The 22,171-nt window shown below is 55.9% G+C and carries 24 protein-coding genes; 4 read left to right on the top strand and 20 right to left on the bottom strand.

Annotated elements, in window-relative coordinates:
• On the top strand, positions 1 to 352 hold a 352-nt coding region (locus G3578_RS19630), incomplete at its 5' end, for a transposase (protein WP_165215269.1).
• Between the two features lie 285 nt (positions 353 to 637).
• On the opposite strand, the gene G3578_RS19625 is transcribed toward G3578_RS19630, so the two are convergent.
• Together G3578_RS19625 and G3578_RS19620 are read right to left on the bottom strand one after the other, a co-directional pair.
• Positions 638 to 1,264: a fumarylacetoacetate hydrolase family protein gene (locus G3578_RS19625; protein ID WP_165215268.1), complete on the bottom strand. Its 627-nt coding sequence runs from the start codon at positions 1,262 to 1,264 to the stop codon at positions 638 to 640.
• A 58-nt stretch (positions 1,265 to 1,322) separates the two neighbouring features.
• Entirely contained in the window at positions 1,323 to 2,099 is a 777-nt protein-coding gene (locus G3578_RS19620) for an ABC transporter ATP-binding protein (protein ID WP_165215265.1), read from the bottom strand.
• A 117-nt stretch (positions 2,100 to 2,216) separates the two neighbouring features.
• On the opposite strand from G3578_RS19620, the gene G3578_RS19615 reads away from it, so the two are divergent.
• Positions 2,217 to 2,753, top strand: a complete 537-nt coding sequence (locus G3578_RS19615; protein WP_241254728.1) for an HXXEE domain-containing protein — start codon at positions 2,217 to 2,219, stop codon at positions 2,751 to 2,753.
• Positions 2,754 to 2,760: 7 nt separating this feature from the next.
• Here G3578_RS19615 and G3578_RS19610 read toward each other — a convergent pair whose 3' ends face one another.
• The 12 genes from G3578_RS19610 to G3578_RS19555 all read right to left on the bottom strand — a co-directional run bounded on the left by G3578_RS19610 (position 2,761) and on the right by G3578_RS19555 (position 14,555).
• Complete coding sequence (locus G3578_RS19610; RefSeq protein ID WP_241254727.1) at positions 2,761 to 3,444, bottom strand: DsbA family oxidoreductase; 684 nt, start codon at positions 3,442 to 3,444, stop codon at positions 2,761 to 2,763.
• Between the two features lie 179 nt (positions 3,445 to 3,623).
• On the bottom strand, positions 3,624 to 3,884 hold the full coding sequence (locus G3578_RS19605) for an HPr family phosphocarrier protein (protein ID WP_165215262.1): 261 nt from the start codon (positions 3,882 to 3,884) through the stop codon (positions 3,624 to 3,626).
• Between the two features lie 216 nt (positions 3,885 to 4,100).
• Complete coding sequence (locus tag G3578_RS19600; RefSeq protein WP_165215260.1) at positions 4,101 to 5,426, bottom strand: 6-phospho-beta-glucosidase; 1,326 nt, start codon at positions 5,424 to 5,426, stop codon at positions 4,101 to 4,103.
• Complete coding sequence (locus G3578_RS19595) at positions 5,423 to 5,749, bottom strand: PTS sugar transporter subunit IIA (RefSeq protein WP_165215257.1); 327 nt, start codon at positions 5,747 to 5,749, stop codon at positions 5,423 to 5,425. Before G3578_RS19595 ends, G3578_RS19600 begins: the two co-directional genes overlap by 4 nt.
• A 27-nt stretch (positions 5,750 to 5,776) precedes the next feature.
• Positions 5,777 to 6,520, bottom strand: a complete 744-nt coding sequence (chbG, locus tag G3578_RS19590; protein ID WP_165215254.1) for a chitin disaccharide deacetylase — start codon at positions 6,518 to 6,520, stop codon at positions 5,777 to 5,779.
• Between the two features lie 19 nt (positions 6,521 to 6,539).
• The gene (celB, locus tag G3578_RS19585) at positions 6,540 to 7,868 is read right to left on the bottom strand and encodes a PTS cellobiose transporter subunit IIC (RefSeq protein ID WP_165215252.1); all 1,329 of its coding nucleotides are present in this window, start codon (positions 7,866 to 7,868) and stop codon (positions 6,540 to 6,542) included.
• Between the two features lie 27 nt (positions 7,869 to 7,895).
• Complete coding sequence (locus G3578_RS19580; protein ID WP_165215249.1) at positions 7,896 to 8,198, bottom strand: PTS sugar transporter subunit IIB; 303 nt, start codon at positions 8,196 to 8,198, stop codon at positions 7,896 to 7,898.
• Positions 8,199 to 8,355: 157 nt separating this feature from the next.
• Entirely contained in the window at positions 8,356 to 11,043 is a 2,688-nt protein-coding gene (locus tag G3578_RS19575; RefSeq protein WP_165215246.1) for a sigma-54-dependent transcriptional regulator, read from the bottom strand.
• Positions 11,044 to 11,160: 117 nt separating this feature from the next.
• Positions 11,161 to 12,768 carry an acetate--CoA ligase gene (locus tag G3578_RS19570; RefSeq protein ID WP_165215244.1) on the bottom strand — a complete coding sequence of 536 codons (1,608 nt, stop codon included), beginning with the start codon at positions 12,766 to 12,768 and terminating at the stop codon, positions 11,161 to 11,163.
• Between the two features lie 81 nt (positions 12,769 to 12,849).
• Positions 12,850 to 13,215, bottom strand: a complete 366-nt coding sequence (locus G3578_RS19565; protein ID WP_165215241.1) for a GIY-YIG nuclease family protein — start codon at positions 13,213 to 13,215, stop codon at positions 12,850 to 12,852.
• Between the two features lie 18 nt (positions 13,216 to 13,233).
• Positions 13,234 to 14,001 carry a DUF2087 domain-containing protein gene (locus G3578_RS19560; RefSeq protein WP_165215238.1) on the bottom strand — a complete coding sequence of 256 codons (768 nt, stop codon included), beginning with the start codon at positions 13,999 to 14,001 and terminating at the stop codon, positions 13,234 to 13,236.
• Between the two features lie 176 nt (positions 14,002 to 14,177).
• The gene (locus tag G3578_RS19555) at positions 14,178 to 14,555 is read right to left on the bottom strand and encodes a cupredoxin domain-containing protein (RefSeq protein WP_241254725.1); all 378 of its coding nucleotides are present in this window, start codon (positions 14,553 to 14,555) and stop codon (positions 14,178 to 14,180) included.
• A 286-nt stretch (positions 14,556 to 14,841) separates the two neighbouring features.
• On the opposite strand from G3578_RS19555, the gene G3578_RS19550 reads away from it, so the two are divergent.
• A complete protein-coding gene (locus tag G3578_RS19550) occupies positions 14,842 to 15,729 on the top strand; it encodes a C40 family peptidase (RefSeq protein ID WP_165215233.1) in 888 nt (295 codons plus the stop codon).
• A 92-nt stretch (positions 15,730 to 15,821) separates the two neighbouring features.
• On the opposite strand, the gene G3578_RS19545 is transcribed toward G3578_RS19550, so the two are convergent.
• Complete coding sequence (locus G3578_RS19545; RefSeq protein WP_165215272.1) at positions 15,822 to 16,004, bottom strand: hypothetical protein; 183 nt, start codon at positions 16,002 to 16,004, stop codon at positions 15,822 to 15,824.
• Between the two features lie 181 nt (positions 16,005 to 16,185).
• Here G3578_RS19545 and G3578_RS19540 point away from each other — a divergent pair, with 181 nt between their 5' ends.
• On the top strand, positions 16,186 to 16,836 hold the full coding sequence (locus tag G3578_RS19540; protein WP_165215230.1) for a glycoside hydrolase domain-containing protein: 651 nt from the start codon (positions 16,186 to 16,188) through the stop codon (positions 16,834 to 16,836).
• Positions 16,837 to 16,887: 51 nt separating this feature from the next.
• On the opposite strand, the gene G3578_RS19535 is transcribed toward G3578_RS19540, so the two are convergent.
• From G3578_RS19535 to G3578_RS19515, 5 genes are all read right to left on the bottom strand, one after another.
• Positions 16,888 to 18,657 (bottom strand): M3 family oligoendopeptidase, encoded by a 1,770-nt coding sequence (locus G3578_RS19535; RefSeq protein ID WP_165215228.1) that lies wholly within the window; start codon positions 18,655 to 18,657, stop codon positions 16,888 to 16,890.
• Positions 18,658 to 18,756: 99 nt separating this feature from the next.
• Positions 18,757 to 20,271 carry a PAS domain-containing sensor histidine kinase gene (locus G3578_RS19530; RefSeq protein WP_165215225.1) on the bottom strand — a complete coding sequence of 505 codons (1,515 nt, stop codon included), beginning with the start codon at positions 20,269 to 20,271 and terminating at the stop codon, positions 18,757 to 18,759.
• A gap of 145 nt (positions 20,272 to 20,416) precedes the next feature.
• A complete protein-coding gene (locus G3578_RS19525) occupies positions 20,417 to 21,181 on the bottom strand; it encodes an SIR2 family NAD-dependent protein deacylase (RefSeq protein ID WP_165215222.1) in 765 nt (254 codons plus the stop codon).
• Complete coding sequence (locus G3578_RS19520; RefSeq protein WP_165215220.1) at positions 21,178 to 21,393, bottom strand: hypothetical protein; 216 nt, start codon at positions 21,391 to 21,393, stop codon at positions 21,178 to 21,180. Before G3578_RS19520 ends, G3578_RS19525 begins: the two co-directional genes overlap by 4 nt.
• Positions 21,394 to 21,448: 55 nt before the next feature.
• On the bottom strand, positions 21,449 to 22,117 hold the full coding sequence (locus G3578_RS19515) for a GNAT family N-acetyltransferase (RefSeq protein ID WP_165215217.1): 669 nt from the start codon (positions 22,115 to 22,117) through the stop codon (positions 21,449 to 21,451).
• Between the last annotated feature and the right edge of the window lie 54 nt (positions 22,118 to 22,171).

Here is a 22,171-nt window from a genome sequence, read left to right as displayed (position 1 = left end):
CAAAATTGCAGCCACAATTTTGTCCGAAATCGGAGAAATCGAGAGGTTTGACCATCCAAAGAAACTTGTGGCATTCGTGGGGATTGATCCAAGCGTTCATCAGTCCGGAAAGTTTACGGCAACGCAATTGAGCATCACGAAGCGAGGATCCAAGCGCCTTCGAAAAGCTTTGTATATGGCGGTGCAGTGCAGCCTGAGACGGTCAGGAAATCCACGCCTTCGCCAATATTTTGATCAGAAACGTGAGACCAAACCTTACAGAGTAGCAGTAATTGCATGTGCCAATAAACTTCTCCATCTCATCTACGCTATTCTGAAGAAAGGCGTTCCTTATCAAGAACAGACCGTATAACGATAACGGATAGGACTGATAACCAGATCCTTCCAACAGAAGTTGGAAGGCTGGTTTGTTATACCCTTTTTAAAGTATACCACAAATAATGATGCTATTTAATTAATTGGCTTGACAAGATATTAGCTGGTTCAGCGAAGTGAGACTCACGCCCCCTGTGACCCCGCGTCTTCGTTTCTTCGCTGCGTCGGTCCATCACGCAATGACTCTAACTGTTGTTTGTCATCAGTTTGATGCAGCCTGCTTCCCAAGGAGCATGGCTGCATGGTTTCCTGCGTCAGAATTCTATCCCATCTTCACAACAAATTGGCCCCACATCTCGTCTCCCCAGTACATCTGCAGGAGGTCGCCGTCGGCTACGGGTCCGACGCCGGCCGGGGTGCCGGTAAAGAGCAGATCCCCGGCGGTCAGGCCGAAATGGTCCACGGCAAAACGAATGATGGTCTCCAGATCAAAGATGACATCGCTGATGTTTCCGTTTTGCACCCGCTCGCCATTTTTCAGCAGGCTGAAATCCGTGCGCTTCACCGCCTCCAAGCCGGGAAACGGGCGGAATGGCGTGATGACGGCGGAGTTGGGAAAGCCTTTCGCCAACAGCCAGGGGTGCCCCTTCTTCTTCAGTTCCGCCTGCACATCGCGCAGGGTGAAGTCGATCCCGAGCGCCATCCGGTCGATCATGTCATCCGGCTTCATGCCGGGCTGGTACGGTTTGGCGATGTGAACCACCAATTCGATCTCATGATGCACTTCGCCCTGATTGCCGGGCAGCGCGATGGCCTGTCCATCCGCCAGCGCCAGCGCATGGGTCGGCTTGGAAAACAGGAACGGCGATGTCGGCACGGCGTTGCCCAACTCCTCCGCGTGCAGACGATAGTTGCGGCCAACACAGAAAATGTTGCGGATCTGCTGCATGGTCGTTTCTCCTCTTTTCTCTATAAAAAATATCGGTTCTTGCCTCTCAGCTATCATATCATGTTTCCAGGATCATGGAAAAATACCGTCCGTTCCATTCACGCACATCGACCGGCACCCCCAGGAACCCGCTCAAACAATCGGAAGTCAGGATTTCCGTCGTGGCCCCCGCCCGGTACACGCTGCCTTCTTTCAGCAGCAGCGTATGGGAAAAACAGGGCAGGATCTCTTCCAGATGGTGAGTCACATAGAGCAGGGTCGGGGCATCCGGCTCGTCGGCCAGCTGGCCGATCATCTGCAGCAGCTGTTCCCGGGCCAGCACATCAAGGCCGGAGCACGGTTCGTCCAGGATCAACAGCTTCGGCGAAGCCATCAGCGCCCGGGCGATCAGAACCCGCTGCTGCTCACCCTGCGACAGCGTCTGGTAGCTGCGGCCGCGCAGAGCGGCACATCCCATGCGGACAAGCAGGTCGTCTGCCCGCTGCCGGTCTTCGTCCGACGGCACATCGTACAAGCCAATGGAAGCGAACTTGCCGCTCATGACGATCTCTTCCACCGGCTCGTATCCGTAGAATTTTTGCTGCAGCGACAAGCTGACCAGGCCGATCCATTTGCGCAGCTCCCGCACATCCACCTGGCCGAATCGTTTCCCCAGAACGGTTACCTCTCCCTGTGTCGGCCAGATATACCCGTTTATGATATTCAGCAGCGTCGTCTTGCCTGAGCCGTTCAAGCCGAACAGGCACCAATGCTGCCCCGGCTCGATGCGCCAGTGAATATCCCTGAGAATCAGGCGTTCTCCCCGGCGCCAAGATACTCCGTTCAGTTCGATCATCTTGTCTTCCTTCCCCTCTCCGTTCACCCTTGACAAAAGATGTTTTTAGCTTATTATTCTGAACATTCCGGTGTCAAGTAAACCTGCCGGACAAAGACGGAGCGGGAGGGAAAATCTTTGGAACGTTGGCTCGATGTTCAAACGCTGATCTGGCTTTTTCCGATCATGTTCATGCTTCATGATTTGGAAGAAATCATCATGGTGGAAAAGTGGATCAACAAGCACCAAGCAGTCCTGTATGAAAAATTGCCAAGAAAAATCGCCGCTGGCGTTGTGAAGCAATTCTCCATGTCAACCGCCCAATTTTCCGTTGCGGTATTGGTGATTTTTCTGTTTGTCAGCGCTTCGACATATATGGCCAGTCAATTTCTTCATCATGGACCGCTTGGCAACATCCATTTCTTTACCGTTTGCATCCTGGTTTTCTTTCTTCATGCTTTCACGCATATCGGACAATCTCTCTTTTTTCGTTCCATCACGCCTGGTGTCATCACGTCAATCGTGATTATCCTGCCTTACAGCATCGTATTGTTTCACGCCTTGTTCAACAGGCAGGTCATCACCTGGCAGACGATTTTTGTCAGCCTGCCTTTTCTCTTGTTTATTCTCCCGGTCGTGTTGCTTGCGCATGAGATTGGAAAAAGAGTAGCATAACCCCGTATCACGATGACGCTTCCTCGGCCACCCGCCGGAATGCGCGCAGGAAATTCTCCACCGGATGGGCGCCGGAAAGCGCCAGCTTGTTGTCGATGACGAAGAATGGGACGCCCGTAATCTGCAGTTCCCGCGCCAAGGCCAGATCGGCCGCAATCTCATCCTTCATCCGGTCCGATTCAATGGCTTCCCTTACCGCTTCGGCATCCAGACCGCATTGCGCCCCGATGTCCACCAGCACGTCCAGATTGCCGATGTCGCGCCCCTCTTCAAAGTACGCCTGAAAGACCGCTTCCACCAGTTCGGCCGCTTTCCCTTCCGGGGCCAGCTTCAGCAGCGTATGGGAAGCGTACGTATTGGGACGATAGCGAACCTTGTCGAAATGAAACGTGACTCCGGACGCTTTTCCCGCTTCGGTCACATGCCGGAGCAGCTGATCCACTGCCTGCGGTCCTTTGAGAGCGGCCATCGCTTCCCGAAACGGCAGCCCTTCCTTCGGGATGCTCGGATCAAGGAAAAAAGTCCGGTATCGAACTTGAATCGTATCTCCCTCCCACGCACGAATGGCGTCGAGCAAATGCTTTTTGCCAATCCGGCACCATGGACAGACGGTATCCTGAAAAATGTCGATGATCATGGCGCATGCCCACTCCTTCCTCATTTCCAGATCGGTTCCAACGATGGTCGCCAAATGAAAACGCCTCTGTCAAGAGGCTCGCCATCCATCCGGACGGCTGCCTGCTTGCTGAGGCGATTGCGTCACGGTACCACCCAACCGCTTCTGTTTTTTTCAAAAACCTCTTCCTTCGAGCGCAGCGGTGCCGCACCGTCGCTTCTTACCAACGATTATAGAAAGTCTTCCCGCCATGGTCAATCCGCCTTGCTCATCAACAGCTCCGTCAATCTTTCCAGGGCTTCCTGCTCGTCAGGTCCGTTGGCGATCACTTCGATTTCCTCATGCTGCTTCACGGCCAGCGCCATCACGCCGAGAATGCTTTTGCCGTCCGCGCTCTTTTCGCCCTTGCGCAGTTCAATGGAGGATGCGAACTGCTTCGCCAGATTGACGAACAGGGCGGCCGGCCGCGCGTGCAGTCCATGATCGTGAGCTACCGCCACTTGTCTGGAAGGCATCTGCGCCCCTCCTTCCGTGTGAGATTGTTACTGCTTTAGGATAACCTGCCGGATTACATGGCCGCCGCCGTCTTTATCGTTGGTTCCGGTCGCTGTCATTTTGTCCCGTCTCCTCATGTGCGCGAAGCGATACGCCGCGTGCAGGAGAGATGCCCACCTGTGCCGGAGGGGAAGAATCACGCCACCGGATCGGACGGTTGGTGATGCCGAACGATTTCATGACACGGTCCGGAAAAATTGCGGCAGATGCTCCCTGTGGGCTTCCATCATCTCATCGACGATCTGTTTGGCGATGGTATCGGAAGTCACCAGCGGATTGATGGTCATCGCCAGCACGGCCGTTCGGTAATCGCCCGTTACGGCCGCCTCCGCCGCTACCCGTTCAAAAGACTTGATCTGCTGCACCAGCCCGCGTACCGCGACGGGCAGATCCCCGATGGCGATCGGTTTGGGGCCGTCTTTGGTGATGACGCAGTTGATCTCAACCGCCGATTCGTCCGGAATGCTGGCAATCGCACCGTTATTGCGGGTATTCACCGGCTGGATATCCCGTTTGTCATTGTAGATGGAGGCGATGAGGCTGCAGGCGGCGTCGCTGTAATAGGCCCCCCCGCGCTTCTCCAGCTGCGGCGGCTTGATCGCCAGATTGGGATCTTTGTACATGTCAAACAGCTCCGCCTCCACCTTTTGCACCACTTCCGCCCGCGTGCCTTCCGTCCTGGCCGCTTCCAGTTCATGCTCCAGCATGGTGCGCGTCTGATAATAATACCGGTGATACGGACACGGCAGCACGCCCAGCGCCTTCAGGAAATCTTTCTCCCAGCCCATGTCGACGATATTGCGCATGGTGATCCCGGATTCTTCCTCGCTGCACAGGCGGTCGATCAATTCCTGCGTGATGCGTTTGCCGTCCAGATAGACATCGAGACCATACACCATATGGTTGAGTCCCGCAAAATCGATGGCGACGCGGTCCGGCTCAACGCCCAGCATCTTGGCTACGCCCATGCGCATGCCGATCGGCACATTGCAGAGCCCCACCACCTTGCGGATGCTGCTGTAGCGCAGCACCGCCTCCGTCACCATGCCGGCCGGATTGGTGAAATTGACCAGCCACGCGTCCGGGCAGAGCTCCTCCATCTCCCTGCAAATCTCCAGGATGACCGGGATCGTCCGCAAGCCTTTGAACAAGCCGCCCGGTCCATTGGTCTCCTGTCCGATGACGCCGTATTTCAACGGGATTCGTTCATCCTTGGCCCGCGCCTCAAGGCCCCCGACACGAAACTGGGTCGTGACGAAGTCGGCACCGGCCAAGGCGGCGCGCCGATCCAGCGTCAGATGGATCTCGATCGGCACCCCCGCTTTTTCCACCATCCGTTTGGCCAGGGCGCCGACGATCTCCAGCTTCTCCCTGCCGGCCGGAATATCGACCAGCCAGAGCTCTCTGACCGGCAGTTCCTCATACCGCCTGATAAACCCTTCGACCAGCTCCGGCGTATAGCTGGAGCCGCCCCCTATCGTGGCGATCTTCAATCCGCTCATCCTCTCACGCCTCCTTGTCGGAAGATGGTTTCATACAGCTCGACGAATTCAACAGCCAGATCGCGGACGGTGATGGCGTTCATCAGATGATCCTGGGCATGGATCATCAGCAGGGTGGCCTCTGTCTTTTCGCCGGACGCTTCCCGCTGAATCAGGGAAGTCTGAATCTGATGGGCCTGCTGAAAATCCTTGGCCGCCTGGTCCAGCGCTTCGCGGGCAGCCGTGAAATTCCCTTGCTTGGCGAACCGGATCGCTTCTATGGCGGAGCTTCTGGCATTGCCGCCATACAGGATGATCTGGAACACGGATTCTGCATATTCCATCTTGTTCTTCCCACCTATCCAAATAAATTACGATATCTCTTTGTACGTGATCCGTTCAATCCGGGCTTGCGCCGCTGCCCGTTTGACGCGCTCATCCGTCAAGATGGCCAGCTCCCTCGCCCGGGGCAGCGCATACGAACTGCCGGCAAGAAGCGGCTCATCCACATAAGCCGGATGGCACATGATCTCAACCGTCTCATAGGCCATACCCTGCTGCAGCAGCCGTTCCATCGTTTCCACCGTGGCTCCTTCCCCGTAGAAATCCCAAAAGAACGCATCGGTTGTCCGCACCGCCCGATAGGCGTCCTCCTCTTCCGAAGATGCGGTGAAGCGCCTGACCGGCAGGCGGTAGCGCTCCGCGAGACGCAGCACAACCGGCCGGACCAGCTCGTGTGCGTGCACGTGATGATGGCTGTCCAGATGGGTCGGTTGCAGTCCGGCAGCCAGAAACCGCTCGATCTGGGCGGCGAATTCCCTTTCGATATCGGCTGCCGTCGCGTATTGAAAAATCTCCCGCAGCTTGTGAAACCGCCCCTGTTCATCCACCAGGGACGGCACATCGGACAGAACCGGGACCCCGCATGTCAGGACGAGGTGAATGCCGACACCGAGCCCCGGATGTTGGCCGGCCAATTCCACGGCATGGGCAAACCCGGGCATATTGACCATCGCCGTAGCCGATGTGAGAATCCCATGCCGGTATGCGTCGATCACCCCCAGATTGACGCCCCGGGAGTAGCCGAAGTCGTCGGCGTTGACAATCAGCTTCATGCTCTGCTCCTTTCGTGCGTCAAGCTGAAAGGGATGCGGAATCGCCTTTCTCCTCCGCGAATTTTTGTTGATCCCACATCCGGAAGAACGGATAGTAAATCGCCATGGAGATAAAGAAGTTGATCAGCTGCAGGATGCTGCCGGAAATTTTCCCGCCTGTCGCCAGATAGCCGCTGATTATCGGAGGCGTTGTCCAGGGAACCGCGATCCCGCTTGGCTTGGCAACCAAGCCGCTCGCCATCGCCAGATAGGTGACGATCACGAGAACAACCGGCGCCAGAATGAACGGGATAATCAGGATCGGGTTCATGACAACCGGCATCCCGAACGTAACCGGTTCGTTGATATTGAACAGGCCGGGCGCGATGGAGACGCGTCCGATGCTTTTCATCTGTTCGCTTTTGGCAATGGTCAGCATCAGGATCACCATCGCCAGCGTTGCCCCGGAGCCGCCTGCATAGATCCACAGATCAAAGAACTGCTGCGTGATCACGTTGGGCGGTTCCTGGCCAGCCTGGAACGCGATCCGGTTCTGGTCCATCAGGGAGAGCCAGATCGGCCCCATCACGCCGCCGACGATCGCGGCCCCGTGAATGCCTGCCGACCAGAGGAGATGGACGAGGATCACGGCCACGATGGCGCCGATCAGCGTACCGCCCAGGGCATTGAGCGGAGAGGCCAGTATCTTGGAGACAATGTTGTGAACGCTTTCAAAAGGTGTCACCTCAATGATCATCCGGATCAGCCACACCGTCAGGATGACGAAGAAGGCCGGGATCAGGGCGACAAACGATCTCGCTACGGACGGAGGCACGCCGTCCGGCAGTTTGATGACAATATTCTTTTGGATAATCTTGCGGTAAATTTCGGTAGAAAGAAGCGCCAGAATCATCGCCACGAACAGGCCTTGACTGCCCATCAGCGCGACCGGAATCGCGCCGCCCACATCAACAGCCTCCGTCGCCCCCTCTGGCGTAAACTTCACCACATACGGGGTGGCCAGCAGAAACGCAGCGAGCGAAATGGCTCCGGAAGCCAGCGGATCCACCTTGTACTTCTCGGCAAGGCGGTAGGCGACGCCGAAGCTGACGATGATAGCCATGATGTCAAACGTGGCGTTAACCGGATAGAGCAGCTTGGACAGCCATTTCTCGCCGAACACCCCCGCCATGAACTCATTGTAGCCGGGAATCGGGAGAAACCCGAGAATCAGAAACAAGGAGCCGATAATCAAGAGCGGCAGCGCCAGAATGATGCCGTCCCGCACAGCCTGCAGATGCTTTTGCTCCGCAATTCTGCCGGCTACGGGCATAAACCGGTTTTCAAGAAACGAAATAAATGCGTTCACACCTCTTCCCCCCATTCTTTTTCCCTGTTATTTCATCATGGACAAAGCCTGTTCAAGAACCTTTGCCCCGTTCACCATGCCGTAATCGGTGGGACTGATCAGCTCGCAAGGAATTCCCTTGGCTGCCGCCTCCTGCCGAAACTGCGGCAGCTTGTAACGCACTTGAGGGCCCACCAGCAGGACGTCAGCCTCATCCAGATGCCTGCTCACCTCATCAACCGACACCGCCCAGATCTTCGCTTCCAGGCCGCGTTCCTGGGCGGCTTTCTCCATTTTGGTCACCAGCAGGCTGGTAGACATCCCGGCCGCGCAGCACAACAAGATTTTCATGCGCACACCTCCTTCCTTCCCTGTTCTTCAAGCATGCTTCGTGCCAAAACACCCCGCCTCTGAATGCGCTTACATTTTCAGCGCCTGACGAGCGAGTGTTTTCTTTTGATTCTCACTGTTTTTGGGGGGGGACGGAAAAAACAGGAAAAACAAAACACTATGCCAGAAGTGTTTTGTTTTCTTCAAAAAAATTCATCAAAAAACAGATTTCATCCGGCGTAACCTCGATGCCGTATTTCTGCTCCAGCGGCTGCAGGCCAAGCTTGATCTGCCGCGCCAATTGCGGATTGGCCGCCAGCCGTTCCGTACTGTTGGGATGCGCGACTCGAATCTCCCCGCCCAACAACCGGTCAACCATACAGCAGAGATGAAGCGAGATGCCGATCAGATCTTCATCGGGAATAGGCAGGTTCAAGATCCGCTGCAGGTGGGCAAGGATGGACCGCACGTCTGCCAGCAGCTCCACCCCGCTCACCCGCTGCAGATGGCCGTCTAGCACTTCGCCCATGCGATGGTAGGTTTCCGCGATGTCGATCTTCTTCTGAATCTCCGGAAGCGCCTGCAGATTCAGCACCTCTTCGATAGAGAAGGTGGGAATGTCGCGGTCGATGGGAAAGCTGGAGACCACGCAAAGAACGTTGCGTTCCTTTTTCCACTTTTGAATCCGCTCCTTCAGCTCCTCCCGGCCGACGATGTTCAGCGGAACGATCTCGCAGAGCGCTTCGTCGTAGCGGAGATGGTGCTGCAGCATGTTTTTGAGCGCAAGCGCGCTCCCTTCCCCCGTCATGCAGGCGGTCAGAATAACCGCCTTGTCGGTCTGTCTGTTCGCCTGCCTGCTTGTTGTTTCCGTGCTGTCGAAGGTGGAGACGAGGCGGACATCCCGGTAGATTTCATCCAGCGAATGGCCGAGCATCGCTTTCCGCGTCGCTTCGATCACATGCAGGGTGCTGACCAGCGGAACCACTTTCACCGGAACGCCCAGCTCTTTTTCGATCAGTTCCCCAAACGTGAGCAGCGACCCCATGTCGACAAGCAGGATCATCCCGGCTTTGCGGCTCGCTCTTCCGGCCACTTCTTTTGCCTTCTCCAGCGCTTCCTGCGGCTCCATCTCCAGCGGCAGATCGATCGCCTGCGCATAATGGACATCCAGCAGGCGATTGGTCACCTCCACCATCGCCGTGGCCGTCCCATTGCCATGGGCGATGACCAGCACGCTGACGGTATCCGTCTCTTCATCGGCTTCCAGATCTTCCAGGATGAAAAACATGGTGAGAAACCCCGCTTCGTCAATCGGCAGGTCCACCTGGAACGCCTCTTCGATCATCCTGACGCATTCCAGCGCCAGCCCGAATTCCGTTTTATACTTGCCGCGCATCTTGTTCAGATGGGGATTGACGATCTGCTTGCCGTGCCTGACCCGCTCCAGCAAGGTCTGGATATGCAGGGCGAGGCTGTGGAACACCTTCGGACTGAGTCTCCTTTGCAGCTTGCCCTGGGCGAAGGCGATGATCTCCTCCACCAGCTTCATGATCTGCGGGTCTATTATCTTGCTCAGATTCGTTTTGCGCATCTGGCGGTTCACGCCGCGAATGTACCGGGAGAAATAGTTTTCGATATCGATTTCCACTTCTTCGTCGCTCACGCCGCGGGCCCGCAGTTCCTTGACCAGCTTTTCGATGTCCTCGTACAAGCTGCTGCCGTCGGGGACGCTCTCTTTTTCAAAAAAGAATTTTTCCTGATCCGGCCGAAAGACGAAAAATTGCTGATGGCTGCCCACCAGCTCCTCCAGCGTCAGCCGATGCTCTTTCGCTTTCAACAGCCCTTCTTTGACATGGGCGGGCAGTTCCCTGCTGGTAATCTCCAGCTGTTCCTTGCTGCAGGTGATGTAATCGGCGTATGCCTTGGCGCACACCAGCTGAATATCGGTTTTCAGCTGGCCGATGTTGTTGGGACAGGGATAGACCAGCAGGGCACGCATCGAGTTGGCCGACACGTGAATCTCTTTGCCCAGCCGGTACGACTCTTCCCGGAAAAATTGCACGATCAGCTGAAACCGTTCCTTCAGCCCCCGTTCCCGCAGAGACGGCAGCTTGATGATCATCGGGATGCGGCGCAGGAATGTTTTCAGCAGGACGGACTCGGGATTTTCCGTGGTGGAGGAGATGATCAGCACATGGGCCGTCCTCTCCTCCGTCTCCCCCAGCCTGCGGTATGTCCCCTTGTCCATAAAGGTGAAAAACATTTCCTGCCCCTCGGCCGGCAGACGGTGAACCTCATCGAGAAAAAGAATGCCTCCTTCCGCCTTCTCGATCAGGCCGACGCGATCCGCATCCGCACCGGTATAAGCCCCTTTTTTCACCCCGAACAGCTGGCCGATCAATAGCTGCGGATTGTTTGCATAATCCGCGCAGTTGAACGTGACAAACGGCGCATCGTGGCGCATTTTCCCGGTTTCCACCGCGTAGGTGTGCATCAGCCCGGCAAACGCGGTTTTCCCGACCCCCGTCTCCCCCAGGATCAGGGTATGCATGCCTTTGGGCGGATAGAGGATGGCTGCTTTCGCCTGTTCAATAGGGGTCGTCAAGCTTTGGAATTCACGCCCCAGCTTGTCGAGAACGGTTGCAGGCGATTCCCCGTTCTTCCTCTCTTCCGGCGCGTGAAAACGGACGGGTCGGCCGGCTGTTTTGCCGATTTTTCCTTCCTTCCACAGCCGGTTCAAATCGTGGGAAACGTTGGCCCGGCTTAACCCCAGCTGTCCAGCCAGCTCATGGGCGGTTACCCCCTGTTTGTTCCTTTGGTCCATGATCGTGCGAAAGACCAGATCAATCCGTCTTTGCCGCTTCATCTCCATCCCCTCGTCTTCGGATTGGACACGTTCTGCCGGCGTGCCGCAGCCGTGGCGGTGGTTGTCCTGAAAAATCGAAGGGGGACTCATCAAGCGCGGCTGAGTCCCCCGATGTCATTATGCACGCTGCTGTTCCTGCTGGCGCAGTTCGATGCGCCGTATCTTGCCCGACGTCGTTTTCGGCAAATCCTGGACAAATTCGATTTTCCGCGGATATTTGTAAGGCGCCGTCCATTTCTTCACATGATCCTGCAGTTCCCGGACAAGCGCATCGGAGCCGCTGTATCCTTTCTTTAACACGACAAACGCCTTCACCACGTGTCCGCGCTCCGGATCGGGACTGGCCACCGCCGCGCATTCCGCCACGGCCGGATGCTTCACCAGCGCATCCTCCACTTCAAAGGGCCCGATCGTATAGCCGCCCGAGATAATGATATCGTCGGCCCGTCCCTCAAACCAAATGTAACCGTCCTCGTCCATGCGGCCCTGATCCCCCGTAATGTACCAATCCCCGCGAAACGCGCGCGCCGTTCGCTCGGGATCATTCAAATACCCTTTGAACAAGGCCACCATCCTGCGGTCGATCGCAATATCGCCGATTTGACCGGGCGGCAGAACCTGTCCATCTTCATCCACAATCGCGATATGGGCGGCAGGAGACGGACGGCCCATCGATCCGGGGCGCGGTTCCATCCCGACAAACGTCCCGACCACCAGTGTATTTTCCGTCTGACCGTACCCGTCGCGGACCGTCACGTTAAACACCCGGCGGAACGTATCGATCACTTCACGGTTCAGGGGTTCGCCCGCCGAACACGCGGAGCGCAGCGTCGTGATCCGGTACTGTTCCAGATCGGACACCTTCGCCATGAGACGGTATTCCGTTGGCGTGGCGCACAGCACGCTGATCGGGTGCGACGCCAGTAACCGCAAATAGGTCTCCGGGGAAAATCTGCCGGTGTAGACAAACGCGGTTGCCCCTTTGCCCAGCACGGAGACGAACGGGCTCCACACCCATTTGGCCCAGCCCGGCCCGGCGGTTGCCCAGACCAGATCCTCCTCGCGAACATCGAGCCAATAGGTGGCGGCTACTGCCAGATGGGCGTATGGCCAGCCGTGGACATGCATGACGCCTTTGGGGCCGCCGGTTGTCCCCGACGTATAGGAAAGAAAGGCGAGTTCATCCGAAAGCGTTTTCACCGGTTGAAATTCGTCGCTCGCCGATGCCGTCAATTGTTCAAGCGGAATCCAGCCCTCGGCTTCGCCGCCCGCCAGCAGGAAGTGCACGAGTGTCGGGCAGAGGGAACGGATCGCATCCACTTCCCCCACCACGCCGGGAAACCCGATAACCGCCTTCGCCCCGCTGTGATTCGCGCGGTACTCGATATCTTTCCCGCGCAGCATCTCGGAGCAGGGCAGCACGACGGCCCCCATTTTGATCAAGGCCAGATAAATGCCGTATGCCGCCTTCCCGCGCGGCACCAGCACCAACACTTTGTCTCCCCGGCCGATGCCAAGCGACTGCAATCCATTGGCGATCCGGTTGGAGTACTGAACCAGTTCGGCATAGGTGACCGTGGTCTGACTGCCGTCTTCGCCGATCACCTGGAGCGCCGGTTTCTCCGGATGGGAGAGCGCATACCGGTCCACTTCGGCACCAAAATTATACGTTTCGGGCATGGTTAACGAGAATGCGCCTATCGACTGATGATCCGCTTGAAACATACTGACTCCCCCTTTCATTTCCCATTTTATTTCTCCATTTGACCCAATTTTCCCTTTATACGGATTTTTCCTTCTTTTCGTTCATTTCATCACGACGCGATTGTACCCATGTTCGCCATAGGGTTGAAGCTGGCGCAGCCACTTCTCCTCCAGCTCCTGCAGTTCCTCGGCGTAGCTGCGCTGATAAGGCACGGCTTCCTGGGGCTTGATCTCCTCCAGGATTTCGAAAGCAAACGCTTCTTCGCCGTATTCGTTCCACTCCGCTTGCAAGGAGCGGTTGCGATGGACGCCGTGACGCAATTGGAACAACATGCTGTTGAACCGGGCGGGAAGATTGGGACTGCTGCCCACGAACCGTTTGCCATTGCGCAGGTTTTTGATTTGATAGACCCCCATCGGTTGATGGGTTTGCTTGTAGATTTTCTTGATTTCGGAACGTCGATCCATTTTCCGTCACTCCTTCTTTTACACGTTCACCCAGTAATAGCTGCAGTCGTCGTATCGGCTCATCAGCCCATACTCGATCAGGTACCGGCGGATGGTGACATACTCTTCTTCATGGACGCCTTTCAGGATCTGGTTCACCTCTTTTTCCGTGTACTTCCGGTGCGGTTCAAACCGTTTGATGATATGGCGCAGAATCGCGGCTTTTTTCTTCTCCTTTTTGGGAAAGTGGGAAAGCCGGCCGTCCGGCCCATCCGGAAAATAGGCCTGCAGAATCTCCGCATTTTCCTCTTCCGTGATGGCGAACCGCTCATCCGGCACCGTCGCCGATTTGGGAATCGAGATGAAGGCAGGGGCCTGCACAGGCTGTTTCTCCAACAAGCCCATGATCGCCAGAAAAACCTTCGCCTGCTTCTCCTTCTCGCGCAGGGTGAACCGGTGATGCCGGATGGTTGAGGTGCTGCCTCCCTCCAGTTCCTTGACGATCTCTTTGTCGCTGTATCCCTGATGGAAATACCATAGCAGCTTCTTCTGCAGATCGGTCAGACCGGTAATCCTCTTGTCCAGCTGCAGCAGATAGGCAAACATGGACTCATGCTCTTTGCCGATGTGGATCGTCACGTATTTCTCCGCTTCATACAGGAGCCCCTCATCGGTGTAAATCATCCCTTTGACGAAATGTTTGCCGCACACCAGACAGACAAACTGGTCGGATTCCTCCTGATAGACATATCCTTTCTGCAGTTCCTCGACCGATGCGTTCCAGAACAGGTCGGACAAATCATTCATCCAAACACACACCTTTAATGTTTATTTATTTACAAACATATTATGTATTTGTTTGTTGTTTGTCAACGCCATGGGCGTCAAGCGCATGCAAAAAGCCCCGCTGGTGATCGGGATGGCCTATAAAAAAATCAAACGCAAATCCAGAGCGGATCTGCGTTTGATCTGCGTTTGGGTTCTTATTTCACAACAAGCGTGGCGGTCATGTTGCCGTGATCCGGACCGCACGGAATGGAGCAGTACATCTTGTATTCGCCCGGCTTATCCGGGGTGAATGTTTTGCTTCCCTTCTGCTGGATTTCGATCCCCAGTCCGTCTACCACCAGGCCGTGCACCCCTTCTTTGGAAGTGAAGTTGATGGTAACCGGCTGTCCCGCCTTTACTTCATACCTGTCCTGATTAAATTTCCAGTTGGACGCCTCGACGTTCACGACATTTTCACCGGAAGCCGGCGCAGAAGACTGCGTCGTGTCGGCCGGTTTGGTCTCACCGGAGCAGCCGGCTAAAAGCATCGATGCGGCAAGCGCGGATGCAGCAAGCAACGTCCATTTTTTCATCATCTGCCATCCTTCCTTCCCACTATTTTCCTCTCTATTATACAATCGGGTCGATCGAAAGAGGCCGGCCATCTGTGACCGAACGATGACGGATGATTGAACATATTATGAACGCTCCCGAAAGCCGGGCCTGGGATATACACGCTTCGCTTCTTCCATTCTTCCCGAAGCGTCGGGGACAAAAATCCTGCAACGGTCCTAGCAAATTTTGATAGATTCCGCTGTCCAAATCCGGTACAATTTGTATAACTGACACGACAACAGGAGAATCGCAGGTGATCTTGCAATGAAAAAAGTAATGAAAAAAGCAACCTTTTTCCTTTTTTCCTTCACGTTTCTTTTTGTCGTTCCCACCAGCGCCTTTGCCGACACCTATACGGTCGCCCAAGGAGATACCTTATACAGAATCGCCAGACTGTACCATACGACTCCGGAGGCGCTGATGCAGCAGAACCAGCTGCCGTCGGACAAGCTGGCGATCGGCCAAACGCTGGAAGTCCCCGGCACCCCACAGCCGGTTCCTGCGGATATCCCCAATGCCCCGGAGACGCCGGTCACGGTTTCTGCCGCTCCCGTGTATGCCATGGTGAACGTGCCGCTGCTCAATGTGCGGCAGAATCCTTCGACGGAGAGCCCCATCTTGACCAAAGTCTCCTACGGCACGAAGCTGGAAATGATCGAAAGCGGCCCGGAATGGACTTTTGTGAAAATAAACGGCCAGTCCGCCTATGTGGCAACCCCCTATGTCTCCCCGGCCGCCGACACCGCCGCGAAGAGCTTCGCCCTGACCCAGGCAGCTCCGGAAACGGAAGGGCTGTTCAAGCTGATCGAACCCCTGCTCGGCACGAAGTACCGGACAGGCGGCACCACGCCGGACGGTTTTGACTGCAGCGGTTTTACCTCCTACGTGATGCAGCAGTTGGGTGTAACGCTGCCGCGAACGTCCGAAGAACAGTTCCTCACCGGTCAGGAGGTTGCCTACGAAGAGGCGCTGCCCGGAGACCTGCTGTTCTATGACACCGCGAAAGCGGGAAGAGTGACCCATGTGGCGCTCTACCTCGGAAACGGGACGATCGTCCATGCGAATGGCGAAAACGTCAGGTTCGAAAAGGTGGAAAACATGAACAAGCTGTATCCGTTCTACGGTGTGAAACGCTACCTGGCGCACAAGTAGCGCAACAGCCGCCTGCAAAGTCGCAGGGCGGCTGTTTTTTTGCCTCCGGGAACCGTTTCATCGCTCTTGGCGAGGACGGTTCCTCCTGTGCGCTAGCTTTGTTTCTGGTTAGCATTCTGGCTGCTGTTGTTTTGGAAATTCACGTTGCTCAACGCTTCCTTCACCTTGTCAAGCTGCCCCTGGTAATCCTTGATCACTTCCGTCAGCACCGAAACCGATTCCTTGAAATCCGGCTCGTTGCTGACCCGGTCAATCGCCTTATGCAAATGGAGCATTTTGTTCTCCGTCTCCTTCAGAAAGTCGACCAGCTGCAATCCATTCACCTTCACTCACCTCAGTTTTTTGTTTAGCATTTCCTCGATGCTTTTCCCGTATACGGCGCCATGAACGCATCCTTTCCGTCGGTCATATAGTGAACCAACGGCGAATGCCCATCAACAAAAGGGGAGCAAGAAGATGGCAGCTTATGTGTGGGGTGTGGACTCTGCGGCCCCTGTGACCGGCGAGCTGTACGATTGCGTGCTGCGGCAGTACGGCAAACCGAAAGTCTGGGGGCGCTATCTGACCACCGTGCCGAACGCGGCGGAAGGGATAACCGGCGATGAAATCCGGCTTCTCCATCGGCAGGGCGTCAAAATCCTGCCGATCTACAGCAACTTTCGCGATGCAACAGGTTATGCGCGCGGACAAGTGACCGCCCGCAACACGATTTATCATGCGCTGCGCCTGCGCATTCCCAAAGGCGTTTACCTGTTTGCCAATGTGGAGCGCTTTTTTGCGGTGGATGAGGCGTGGATACGCGGATGGGTGGATACCTTTTATCCAAGCGGCTACAAGCCGGGGATATACTGTGATCCGGTGGAAGGCGGCTTCAGTGCGGCCTACTGCCTCGCTGTCAATCGGGAAAACCGGGTCGCATCCCAAACCGTCCTGTGGAGCGCAAAGCCGGAACCCGGCGTATCCCGGGAGGAAAACGCGCCACCCTACCGCCCCGCAAAACCGCCCTGCAGCAGCAATGTTTACGGATGGCAGTACGGCCGGGATTCCCGAACATGTCCGATCGATACGAACCTGTTTGATCAGCGATTGGTGAATCAATTGTGGTAAAAAGGAACGCCCCACGCGAACGGACGCGTCGGGGCGTTTCCCATCGGCTGGTTATTTCAGCGAAATCCACGTCTCGATCTCTTCTTCGATCAGGCGCAGCGAACCTCTCCAGAAGTCGATGGAATGAACGTCCACATTCATGATTTTGGCTACATCGGCGATGTTCATCTTGCCGGTAACCGACAGCAGCTGATCGTATTGGTCTACGAACGCGGCGCCGCGCTCCAGATAGACGGCATACAAGCCTTTGGCGAACAGGAGACCGAAAGCGTACGGGAAATTGTAGAAGTTGGAATCGGCGTAATAATAGTGCGGCTTGCAGGTCCACATGTTGGGATGCAGGTAGTCGGGATCCAGCCCGTCCCCGTATGCTTCCTTCTGGGCCCAGAGCATGATCTCCTTCAGTTCCTCGACCGGAACCGAACCGTTCTCACGCCGTTTGAACAGCTCGGTCTCAAACAGATACCGGCTGTAAATATCGACGATCACCTGGCCGGAACCGGAGATATCATTCTCCAAAATGGCGAACACTTCTTCGTCCGACGCATCTTTCATGGCCGCTTTGGCAATGATCGTCTCGCAGAAAATGGAAGCGGTCTCGGCGATGGGCATCGGGTAATCGCTGTTGAGGAATGCTTCATCCTTCAAACATTCCCCGTGATACCCGTGGCCCAGTTCATGCGCCAAGGTGCTCACATCGTTGTAGCTGCCCGTAAAATTGGCAAGAATCCGGCTTTCCTTGATGGGATGGAGGTTGTAGCAGAATGCCCCGCCCCGCTTGCCTTCGCGCGGCTCGGCGTCAATCCAGCGTTCGTCAAACGCTTTGGCCGCATACCGGGCCAGCCTGTCGCTGAAGCTGCCGAAATGCTTGACGATAAAATCGCGGGCCTCTTGATAGGTGAAGCGCATGTTCACTTCCCCCATCGGGGCGAACAGATCGTAGAACGGCAGTCCGTTCTGGTGGCCGAGCAGCTCGGCTTTTTTCCGGTAGTATTTGCGGAAGGCGGGCAGGCTTTCACGCATGGCGGCAAGCATCGCCTCCAGGCTCTCCCTGTCCATCCGGGAATCCTGCAGCGTTTTATCCAGCGGCCACTCGTACCCGCGCAATTTGGAGACGGTAATCACCTCACCCTTGATGCCATTGAGCGCGGCGGCGGAGGATTCCTCGATTTTCTTGTACGCGCGCAGCTCGGCTTCATAAGCGGTCTTCCGGACAACCGGATCCTTTTCATATGCCAGATTGCGCACCACCGGCAGCGGCAGCTGCTTCTCTTCCCCGTCCAGGGTGATGTCCACCAGCAGCGTGGACGTCAGCAGTTCCTGCAGTTTGGCCCATGCATTGGAGCCGGTATTTTTCATTTTGGCCAGCAGCACCTCTTCCTTGTCGCTTAACAGGTGCTTGCTTTTTTCCGCATTCTCCTTGAGAAAGAAACGATGCTCCTCCAGCAGCGCGGAGGAAGAGATGGCCGCATCCAGATCCGGGAGCGACCCGATCCATTTCTGGAACTGGACGGAAGGTTCCACCAGTTCGACGCTTTTTTCCTCCAGCTGTTCAATGATTTGCAAGGCCTGTTGATTTTTGGCATCCACGCTCACGATCAATTGGGCGTAGCTCATCATCCGGTACTGAAGCTGCAGGCATGCCGTTAGCTTCGTCACATACGTTTCCATTTTGGACACCGCATCGCCGTGATCCTTCAGCGTGGAAGCGGCCCAGGCTTTGAGACTTCCCGTTTCCTCTTCGTTCCTTTGCCAGTCCCGTTTGAATTCAGGCGAATCAAACGACGTGTATAGCTTGTCAAGGCTCCAACGCATCTCCATGGCCCAACCTCCATTAAAAATATTTTTTATGTATTATCTTTCACTATACCATAAATTGGTGATAGGAGAAATCCGTTCTCCTGTTGGATGAATGCTCCCTTACGACTCCGGATGATGTTCGATCGGCAGATAAATCTTCACGGTTGTACCTACATGAAGCTTGCTGGTGATCTCCAGCCTTCCCTTATGGTCCTGAATGATTTTCTTGCTTACCATCAGGCCTAGGCCGGTGCCTTTGTCCTTGGTGGTGTAGAAGGGATCCCCCAGTTTGCACGCCAGCTCTTCCGGGATGCCGCAGCCGCTGTCGACAAACGTGATCAGCAACTCTTCCCCGTCTGTCTTCACGACCGAAATGGTAATCTGCCCGCCATGGTGAATGGCCTCGATCCCGTTTTTCAGCACATTGATAAACACCTGCTTGAGATGGTTTTCTTCGCAGACGATCAGCGGAAGGTCAGGTTCAAAGTGCGTGGTGATTTGGACATTGTTCATGATGGCCTGGGAATCGAGCAGCGTGATCACGTTGTCGATGATCTCACATACATTTTTGGGCTTGTAATTTTTCACCTGCGGCTTTGCCAGCATCAGCAGTTCGCTGACGATAAAATTGATCCGCTCCAGCTCATCCAGCGTGATGCTGTAGTACAGCTGGTTGCCGCTCGACTGCTCGCGCAACAGCTGGATGAAGCCTTTGATGGAGGTGAGCGGATTGCGGATTTCGTGCGCGATGCCGGCAGCAAGCTCTCCGATCACGGACAGCTTTTCCGCTTCCCGGAGCAGTTCTTCCGTCCGCTTTCTTTCCGAGATGTCGCGCCCCACCAGAATGACGCGGTCGATCTCCCCGGAGTCGCTGAGAAGCGGGATGCACTGCACTTCCAGATCAACGTAATGCCCGTCTTTGTGCCGGTACCGATGCTCGTCGATCGTGGGTGTCTTGGTCTCCAGCAGCTTGATGAAATTCTGCTCGGCCGCCGCGTAATCGTCCGGGTGCAGATTGGCCCCTCCCCTGGTCCCGATCAGGCTCTCAGGCGTATACCCCAACACGGTCTCATGGGAAGGGGATGCATACAGGATCGTATCATGCTGATCCACGATGCGGATCAGATCCAATGAATTTTCCGCGATCAGCCGGTATTTGGCCTCGCTTTCCGCCATCGCTTCCTCCGCCCGCTTGCGGTCCGTAATCTCCCGGGCGATGAACAGGAAATTATCCTCCTGCATGCGGTTGTTGAAGAACGACACCACCCTGCCTTCAAACAGCACCCAGGAACCGTCGCGATGCTGCAGCCGGCACTCAATCGGCGGAAGCTCCGGATTATATTTCGCCAAGGCCAGATAGTTCCTGATTTTGGACCAGTCGTCCTTATGCAGGTTTTCTGTACAAGGAAGGCCGACCAGGGATTCGGGAGGATGGCCCAGGATTCTCTCGTGGGAAGGGGATACATACAGCATGATGCCGCTTTGGTCCACGAACCGGACGATTTCATTCGTATTGTCCGCAATTAACCGATAGAGGTCGTCCTGGCTTAACGGAGCCTGAAGAGATGCGGTCGGCACGTATTCAGGCTTGAACATACCGCGTTTCAACATGTTCCGTAACTTGGCGAAAAACATAAACCCTCCTTCAAATGAACGGCCTGTACAGAAAGAAGCCTTTCCATGACGTTTGCTTCCAAAGGGAATAGATTTCCAAAAGGTTCCTTCTCAACAATCATAATATGTCTGGTCAAGAAAAAACAGCCTGGACACGATGTCCAGACTATTTTTCCGAGCCGTCTTCCTCGTTTTTGCCAGTCAGCAGACGTTCCAGTTGTTGCAGCGTCTCCCCCGCTTTTCCGCGGATCGTCAAGGCAAAACGGTGATCCAGCGCCGTTTCCTCCGCATTGATCATCACGACGCGGCCTCGGGTCATCAGCGGCAGCTGGCTGGCCGGATAAACCTCCAGGCTCGTTCCGATGACCAGCAGAAGCTCTGCCCGACTGATCGCCTGCACGGCATGCTCCCATGCATCTTCAGGCAGCATTTCTCCGAACAGGACGACCGCGGGACGAAGTTTCCCCCCGCAGCGGCCGCACCGGTCGCCGTTCATGAAACGTTCCACGGCGGCGCCGGTTCCGCAAGCATGGCAGCGGATGCGGGAGAGCGAACCGTGCAGCTCAGCCACCTGATTGCTTCCGGCCCGTTGATGAAGCCCGTCCACGTTTTGCGTCACGATCGCGCTCACGATGCCCCGCCGCTCCCATTCGGCCAGAATCAGGTGGCCCCGGTGCGGCTGACAATCGTGCAGCCGTTCAAGCCGCATCCGGTAAAATTCGGCAAAGAGGGAATAGTTCTGCTCAAGCGCTTCCACCGAAGCGACACGGCGAGGATCGATCTGCTTCCACCACCCGCTGGTGGAACGGAAATCGGGCAGTCCGCTTTCCGTTGACATCCCCGCCCCGGTCAGCACCACCGTGCTGGATGACGCAGAGAGCCAGTCTGCAACAGCGGAAAGCGCTGCATCCTCCGGAAGGGTTCCGTTCATTTGCTCACCTCCTCCTGGGATGCCTTGCTGACGGGTCTCTTGCGCGTCCTGCGCCGTTTCTTGCGCAGGACGAACAGGGTGAGAAACAGCAGCGCCAATGACGCGAGTTGGCATCCTTGGGACGCGTGATCAGGCAGCCAACCGCTCAACCAGAACAGCTGGGCCAGGATCGCCGCCAGAATAAGCAGTTTGGCAAGGGGTACCGGTTTCATTCCATTCCTCCCGGGAAGGAGTCTCTGGCCCATGCGGCCGGCCATGCACATGGGCTTACGCGTTCAGAAACGGATTTTTCCATTCCATCAAGGCAGCGTAATGCTTGGACTCTTCATCCTCCAGATAATTGGCCACCACTTTGAGCGGCGTACGGCCACAGCGCAGCAGGAAGGTAATCACCGGATCCTTCCGTTCCCCCTTGATCACCTCGGCGAGATACTGCTCGGCCGACATCTCGTGCGCAACTTTCCCGTATCCCGGCATTCTGCCGCCGCCAAGCAGGCGCGTCAATCCTTTATGAACCACCACTTCGTACATGGACTGCATCAGCCATTTTCCCAAGCCGTATGTCCGATAACGGGGGCGCACGCAGATATCCACGACGTACAGGGTATCGCCGTTCGGATCATGATTGCGGATATAGCCGCCGTCCGTGATCTCTTCCCACGTATGGTCGGCATGGTCAGGATCGAAGCGTACCAGCAAACCGGTCATCGAGCCCACCAGTTTGCCATCGATCTCCACGCAGAGCGCGCCTTCCGGAAAAAGGGTGACGTGATTGGTCAGCTGCTCCTCATTCCACCAGAGCTCGGAAGGAAAGGGCGGCGGAAAGCTTTCCCGCTGGATATCGATCAATTCGGCGAAATCTTCCCTGCGGTAATTGCGGATCGTGGCTTTCACCGGCCGATCTTTGTCAAAGACATAAAACTCCTTGCGATACATCTTGGTTCCGCTCCTCCTTCTGTCTCATCAAGTCGACGTTTGACATGATTATAG

It is taken from the genome of Brevibacillus sp. SYP-B805 (genome assembly GCF_011059135.1).
GTDB lineage: Bacteria > Bacillota > Bacilli > Brevibacillales > Brevibacillaceae > Brevibacillus_F.
The sequence above is the reverse complement of the archived record's forward strand: the minus strand, read 5'-3'. Positions and strand labels throughout refer to the sequence as shown.